The sequence below is a fragment of the Megasphaera geminata F0357 genome, assembly GCF_000239275.1.
In the GTDB taxonomy this organism is placed as follows: Bacteria; Bacillota; Negativicutes; order Veillonellales; family Megasphaeraceae; genus Megasphaera; species Megasphaera geminata.
Genome location: NZ_JH417567.1, coordinates 86,542 through 93,285, shown reverse-complemented (window position 1 = coordinate 93,285; position 6,744 = coordinate 86,542). Strand labels below are relative to the sequence as shown.

Annotated in this window: 7 protein-coding genes and 2 pseudogenes; all 9 read left to right on the top strand. The window is 47.8% G+C overall.

The window, feature by feature from the left end; genetic code table 11:
* Positions 1-121: 121 nt before the first annotated feature.
* Positions 122-634 (top strand): Panacea domain-containing protein, encoded by a 513-nt coding sequence (locus HMPREF0080_RS01295; RefSeq protein WP_006789300.1) that lies wholly within the window; start codon positions 122-124, stop codon positions 632-634.
* Entirely contained in the window at positions 631-1,005 is a 375-nt protein-coding gene (locus HMPREF0080_RS01290; RefSeq protein ID WP_006789299.1) for a hypothetical protein, read from the top strand. The genes HMPREF0080_RS01295 and HMPREF0080_RS01290 overlap by 4 nt, the downstream gene beginning before the upstream one ends.
* Before the next feature lie 199 nt (positions 1,006-1,204).
* The gene (locus HMPREF0080_RS10400) at positions 1,205-1,549 is read left to right on the top strand and encodes a hypothetical protein (RefSeq protein WP_245527181.1); all 345 of its coding nucleotides are present in this window, start codon (positions 1,205-1,207) and stop codon (positions 1,547-1,549) included.
* Positions 1,546-1,872, top strand: coding sequence for a hypothetical protein (locus HMPREF0080_RS10395; protein ID WP_006789297.1), 327 nt, complete (start codon positions 1,546-1,548; stop codon positions 1,870-1,872). The genes HMPREF0080_RS10400 and HMPREF0080_RS10395 overlap by 4 nt, the downstream gene beginning before the upstream one ends.
* Before the next feature lie 128 nt (positions 1,873-2,000).
* Positions 2,001-2,461: pseudogene (locus HMPREF0080_RS01280) on the top strand (ribosome maturation factor RimP).
* A 15-nt stretch (positions 2,462-2,476) separates the two neighbouring features.
* A complete protein-coding gene (nusA, locus tag HMPREF0080_RS01275) occupies positions 2,477-3,598 on the top strand; it encodes a transcription termination factor NusA (protein WP_006789294.1) in 1,122 nt (373 codons plus the stop codon).
* Between the two features lie 10 nt (positions 3,599-3,608).
* A complete protein-coding gene (gene rnpM, locus HMPREF0080_RS01270) occupies positions 3,609-3,869 on the top strand; it encodes an RNase P modulator RnpM (RefSeq protein ID WP_006789293.1) in 261 nt (86 codons plus the stop codon).
* Entirely contained in the window at positions 3,869-4,180 is a 312-nt protein-coding gene (locus tag HMPREF0080_RS01265) for a L7Ae/L30e/S12e/Gadd45 family ribosomal protein (protein ID WP_006789292.1), read from the top strand. The genes rnpM and HMPREF0080_RS01265 overlap by 1 nt, the downstream gene beginning before the upstream one ends.
* 19 nt (positions 4,181-4,199) lie before the next feature.
* Positions 4,200-6,730: pseudogene (gene infB, locus HMPREF0080_RS01260) on the top strand (translation initiation factor IF-2).
* Positions 6,731-6,744 lie beyond the last annotated feature (14 nt).

Below are 6,744 nucleotides of genomic sequence, written 5' to 3'. Positions count from 1 at the left end.
AGTTGTGATGTAACACATGTATTGTAATCCTACATGTATGGTAAAGAAAATGTAAAAACAGACTAGATTTAATGTATTGAATATGAGATAATAGACACACAGACAGAAAGGAGTGAATTGTATGGAAAAAATATTAAATGTAGCAAAATACATTATTGATACATACAAGAAAATATCTGGAACTCCGATAGATGAAATGAAATTACATAAGCTTCTTTACTTCACCCAACGAGAAAATTTAGCTATTACAGGAAAAGCTATGTTTGAAGAACACTTTGAGGGGTGGAAATATGGCCCTGTAAGTAGAATTGTAAGAGATGCGTTTACAGGAACAGATATACCGCTAAGGGATAATCAAGATATCTCTGATGAAGCTAAATATGTAGTTAATAATATAATTCAGCAATATGGCGGTTATGAACCGTGGAAACTTAGTGATCTATCACATAAAGAATATTCTTGGAAACAAGCAAGAATCGGGATTAGGGAAAACGAAAACGGATCGAGAACTATTAAAATAGAAGATATTCGAGAAGATGCTAAAAAGGTAAGACCATATGATTCTACCTATGATATGTATTATGATGAATTTGAGGATGCAGATGAAACAGAATATATAAAAGGTGCAATATGATAGGATGGTATTGTATCGCAACTTTTCCATATTATGATAATCAGAATAACAGAAATGCGTTTAAGCGCAGACCGATGCTTGTTATAGGACAAGCTGACACTTCCGATTTTGTTACATTGCCGATTTCCAAAGTATCATATAGAGAAAATATTGATATAGAATATGATATAGCTATTCAAATTGCTGATTATCCACGTATGCAATCAAGATCTGATAGTTATGTGAGAACACATAAGCAGACTATTACTCATAGAGCAGATATCACTAGAAGTGTTGTAAATGTAAAAGAAGAGTATTCAGATTTATGGCTTGAAATATTAAGCAAAGTAGAAGATTTTCAGAGAAAATTAACTAATACAGGATTAGAATAAAGTAGATTAAGCTTTAACATATTTAATATTAGAGGGGACTTAGAGAAAGCGGTTAATAATATTATCAAATAAACGAAAAATAATGTTTGCCCCTTTGTTGCTCCCCTTTTTGAAATATAGAAGGTATTAAGATGTAGTAATGGTGCGGAGTATTCATTATACACCCTCAATCCGCACCATTTTATGTATGGATGAGACATTGATAGAAGCAGTGAAACAATGGAAAATTAATGCATCTCTCCCACATCAGGTGGGAGATTTTACGTTACAGGCGGCTTTCGACGACAGTTCTGCCCCGAAAGACGCGGACAGTACGGAAATTTTCGCTTACGTAAATACCGGGAAGGGCTGGTCCGTGCGCGCCGTATACAATAACGGGTCCGGTGATTTTTCCGTACGCACGAATCTCGGCATGCTTGAGTTTTCTCTTATCGAGTTTATAACGGATGACTTTAGTGCCTTTCGCTCCATGGTGGAGCGGCGGTTGCCCCGGATTATGGAAGCGCATTATGTCCATTGTGAAAAAGATTTTTCGTTTATTTGAAACGTAAAGGCGTGGCCGAGGGCGATTGGGATTCACTCTTGCCGGAACGATACGCCGGTTTTACGCGAACCGTTTCCCCTTCCGAGGCTGTACGCATCATCAACGGCTCTTATATGGTGCTGGCCTATTACGATGCGGCGACGTGCAGCGGCCTGTCTCTGATGTATAATATTTTGCGGGATGATTTTTTTGCCGAACGGCGGATACACAACTTCCCCAATTTAGTACATGATTTTGACGGCGCCTCTGTTGAAGGCCTGCGCTCCGCCTTAGCTGACAGGTTGCGTCCCGTGCTTGATGAGATACGGGCTGCCGTTACATAAATACCCATTGTATGAAGACCGCGCAAGTGGTATAATCAAGGTAATTTAGTGCTTTTGTTTTGAGAGTGGGTGTGAACCCGCTCTCAAATTTTATGCAGAATACATTTTACGGACAGTTGGTGAAATACATGAAACGAAGCGATATTGAAAGATTAGTTGCGGACGAAGTGGAAAAAATTATTGCCGGTACGGGGCTGGAGCCGTTGATGTCGAGTATGTGCGTGAACGGGACCGGTACCTGCGCGTCTTTATTGACAAGGAAGGCGGTGTGGGCCTGGAAGACTGTCAGGCAGTGAGTGAAAAGCTCAGTAAAATTCTCGATGTCAAGGATCCGATTGTCGACAATTATCTCCTTGAAGTTTCGTCTCCCGGTTTAGACCGCGTCCTGAAAAAAGATGCCGATTTTGTGCGCTACAAGGCGCGTGATGTGGATGTCCATTTTTTCAAGCCGCGTAACGGCGTAAAGGCTCTGGCAGCTGTTCTCGTCGGACGGGACGCCGACGGAACGGTGCGCCTTATCATTGACGGGGAAGAACATTGTATCGATATGAAAGACATTTCGCAGATACGTTTACATATAGATTTTTAACGGAGGTTATTTACAGTGAATAAAGAGCTTCTCAGTGCTATTGAATACTTGTCCAAAGAGAAGGGAGTCGCCGCCGATGTTATTTGTGAGTCTCTCGAGGCCGTTTTGATTACGGCATATAAAAAAGAGTTTGACGGCAATCCCAATGCTGTGGCTCACTTGGACAAGGCTACGGGCGACTACAGCATTGTTTCGCCGAAAACGGTAGTAGAAACGGTTGCCGACGGCGGCTTGGAAATTTCCCTGGCCGACGCCAGACGTATCGACGCCGATTATGAAATCGGCGATGAAATAGTGGTTGATGTAACGCCTGCCAACTTCGGCAGAATTGCGGCACAGGCGGCCAAACAGGTAATGATCCAGCGGCTCCGTGAAGCGGAACGCGATATTATATACGATGAGTTCTACAATCGTACGGATGATATCATTACGGGGATTATTCAACGGATTGAGCAGAAAAATATTTATGTTGATCTCGGTAAAGCCGAAGCCGTGTTGCCTCATTCCGAACAGATTGCGACAGAAGAATATTTTGTAGGCCAGCGCATCAAGTGTTATGTCGTTGAAGTGCGCAAGACGCCGAAAGGGGCGCAGATTTTACTTTCCCGTACGCACCCGGGGCTGCTTAAACGGCTTTTTGAGTTGGAAGTCCCTGAAATCAGCGACGGTGTCGTTGAATTGCAGTCCGTAGCCAGAGAGCCGGGCAGACGCTCGAAGATTGCCGTTTATTCGCGTGATCCGAATGTGGATTGCGTCGGCGCCTGTGTCGGCCCGAAAGGCGCTGGCCTACAAAATATCGTTATGGAGCTGCAGAATGAAAAAATCGATATCGTTAAATGGGACCAGGATCCGGCGGTCTATATTGCCAACGCTCTCAGTCCGGCGCAGGTTATTTCCGTAACGGTTGATGAAGAAAAAAAGGCGTCTGCCGTTGTCGTTCCCGATTACCAGCTGTCTCTCGCCATCGGTAAGGCCGGGCAAAATGCCCGTCTGGCGGCCAAACTGACGAATTGGAAAATTGATATTAAGAGCGAAAGTCAGGTTGAAGAGGAAGACGATAATGACTTTATTGATGACGATATAATAAGCGAGCTGGCGGAACCGTCCGAGACGGCGGATACATCGGAAGAAATCTAGGAGGTACGCCATGAAGACAAAGAAGGTTCCCCTGCGCGTATGTGCGGGGTGTCAGGAACAGAAGCCGAAAAAAGAATTATTGCGTATTGTCCGGACTCCGGACGACCTGGTTGAAATTGATAGAACAGGGAAAAAGTCGGGTCGCGGCGTGTACGTCTGCGCCGATCGGGAATGTTTGGACAAGGCGTATAAAGAACATCGGCTGGAACGGTCGTTAAAGACGAAAGTTTCCGAGGAGATCTATGAGGAACTCCGCGGGAGGTTGGAGTGATGACGAACGACAAGATCCTTAATTTACTGGGACTTGCCTATAGAGCCGGTAAGACGATATGCGGCGCCGCAGCGGCGGAACAGCAAATAAAGAAAAAATCGGCCCGTCTCCTTTTTTTGGCCGGAGACTGCGGCGCGACAAATGAAGAACGATATCTGCGTTTAAGTACGCAGAACCGGATAAAAGTTATTCGGACATACTCGAAAGAAGAGCTGGGCCGAGCTTTAGGGCGGTCTCAGACGGCAATAGTCGTCTTGACGGACAAGGGCTTTGCCGAAGCTGTGAGTAAGGCGGTACAGAAGATGGACTGAATACGGAGGGGGTAACCAGATGACGAAAAGAGTATTTGAAGTGGCAAGGGAGTACGGGGTACAGACAAAGGAAGTTATCCAGGCTTTGGCAGGCCACAACATAAAGGCCGGTAATTTTACCGGTGTAAATGAAAGTATGAAAGCTGTTTTAGATAAAAAATTCGCCAAGGGCGGCAGTACAAAACAGGCCGCACCGAAGCAGACAGCTCCTGAACGGGCAGCGGCTAAACAGCCTGCGTCCAAACCGGCGGCGCCGAAAGGGGAACACAGGGAGGTTCGTCAGGAGACACGCCGAAAACAGCAGCGTGAACATGACGACCGTCCTCAACAGGATGCCCGCCGGCAGCGTGATACCGGCGGCAGGACCGGCCACCGGCAGAATGACCGCAATGCCCGTCCGCAGCAGGAGCGTAACAAACGCCCCGTCAGCGGGCAGGACCGCCGCGATGACCATAAGAACGGCCGGGGCCGTTCTGCAGCGGGCGGCCGTCAGGAAGGCCGCGCCGATAACGGGCACAGCCGTAGCGGAGGGCAAAATCGCGGCGGCAGTACCGAGCGCCCGCGGCAGGGCGGCGGTACCGCTCAAAGCAGTGCCACCAAGCGCACGAAGTATTTCAGCCGCCCCCAAAACAGCGACAACAAAAGAGGCAGAAATGATCGCAACGGTAAGTCCGCGAGCCGTCCGCATACCCTCCTGATTAATGTTCTCAATAAAGGCAAAGCTAAAAATAACCGCCACGATGACCGCCACACTCAGCAGAACGGCTATCAGCAGAATAATCAGCCTGCCAAAAAGAAAAATTACCCCGAAACTATCGAGCTGCCTGAAACGATTGCGGTTAAAGATTTTGCCGAACGCCTGGGCCGCGAAGTGGGTGAAGTAATTAAACGGCTCCTTCTCGGCGGCATTATGGCGACGATTAATCAGGAGATTGATTATGATACGGCTTCTCTCATTGCCGACGAGTTCGGTGTAACCGTTACTGCGGAAGCTCCGCCGGAAGATCCGACGGAAATCGAAGAAATCGTCGATGCTCCGGAAACACTCAAAACCCGTCCGCCTGTCGTTACTATTATGGGGCACGTCGATCACGGCAAAACAAGCCTTCTTGACGCTATCCGCAAAACGAACGTAACGAGCCATGAAGCCGGCGGTATCACGCAGCATATAGGGGCTTACCAGGTTCGCTATGAAGGGAAGAAAATCACCTTTATGGATACTCCGGGGCATGAAGCCTTTACGGCAATGCGTGCCCGCGGCGCGCAGGTCACGGATATTGCCGTTCTCGTTGTAGCGGCCGATGACGGCGTTATGCCGCAGACCGTTGAATCCATTAATCATGCCAAATCGGCTGATGTGGCGGTCATCGTGGCAATTAACAAGATCGACAAGGAAGGGGCCAATCCGGGCAATGTCATGCAGCAGTTGACGGAATACGGCCTTATCAGTGAAGATTGGGGCGGTGACACGATTATGGTTCCCGTTTCCGCGCACACCAAACAGGGTCTTGACGACCTCCTAGAGAATATTCTTGTCTTAGCGGAGGTTTCGGACTTCAAAGCCAACCCCGATCGCCCCGCGCAAGGCGTCGTTATCGAAGCGAAACTTGATAAAGGCCGCGGGACCGTGGCGTCCGTCCTCATCCAGAAAGGCACGCTCCATGTAGGTGATTCCGTCCTCGTCGGCAATACGTACGGTAAAGTCCGCGCCATGAACAATGAACGCGGCGAACGCGTGAAAAAAGCGGAACCGTCGCTGCCCGTTGAAATTCTCGGTTTGAATGATGTGCCTGAGGCAGGCGATATCCTTAATATGACCGATGAAAAGACGGCCCGTGCCGTTGCGGAAAAACGTCTCGAAAAGAAACGGTCTTCCGAGCTTCACGTGAATGCGAAGGTTACACTTGACGACTTGTTTAACCAGATTCAGGAAGGAGAGCTGAAGGAACTTTCCCTTATCGTTAAAGGCGATGTGCAGGGTTCCGTTGAAGCGCTCAGTCAGTCCCTCCTGGCGATTAAGAGTGACGAAGTGCGTATTTCCATCGTTCATGCCGGTGTAGGTGCCATTACGGAATCGGACATTATGCTCGCCTCCGCTTCGAATGCTCTCATTATCGGCGCTTTAACGTACGTCCCGACATGTCCGCCCGTAAAGCGGCCGAAAAAGAAACGGTCGATATGCGTACATACCGTGTCATTTATGATGCGATCAATGATGTTGAAGCCGCTATTAAAGGCATGCTTGACAAGAAATATGAAGAAAAAATTATCGGCCGCGCGGAAGTGCGCAAAGTTATACCGACGCCGAAGGTCATTGTTGCCGGTTCTTATGTTAAAGAAGGAAAAATTACGAGCTCTTCCAAAGTCCGCTTAATCCGCAACGGCATTGTTGTTCATGAAGGGGAATTGGACGGCCTCCGCCGTTTCAAAGACGACGTGAAGGAAGTTGCCGAAGGATATGAATGCGGTATCACTATCGACGGGTACCGCGATATCAAGGAAGGCGATGAAGTGGAGGCTTTCGAAATGGTGGAAGTTGCTCCGGAATAAAGTGAGGAACTAAT

Coding starts and splice junctions, on each gene's coding strand:
- HMPREF0080_RS01265 (WP_006789292.1), top strand. CDS start 3,869: ATGACGAACGACAAGATCCTTAATTTACTGGGACTTGCCTATAGAGCC.
- HMPREF0080_RS01295 (WP_006789300.1), top strand. CDS start 122: ATGGAAAAAATATTAAATGTAGCAAAATACATTATTGATACATACAAG.
- rnpM (WP_006789293.1), top strand. CDS start 3,609: ATGAAGACAAAGAAGGTTCCCCTGCGCGTATGTGCGGGGTGTCAGGAA.
- HMPREF0080_RS01290 (WP_006789299.1), top strand. CDS start 631: ATGATAGGATGGTATTGTATCGCAACTTTTCCATATTATGATAATCAG.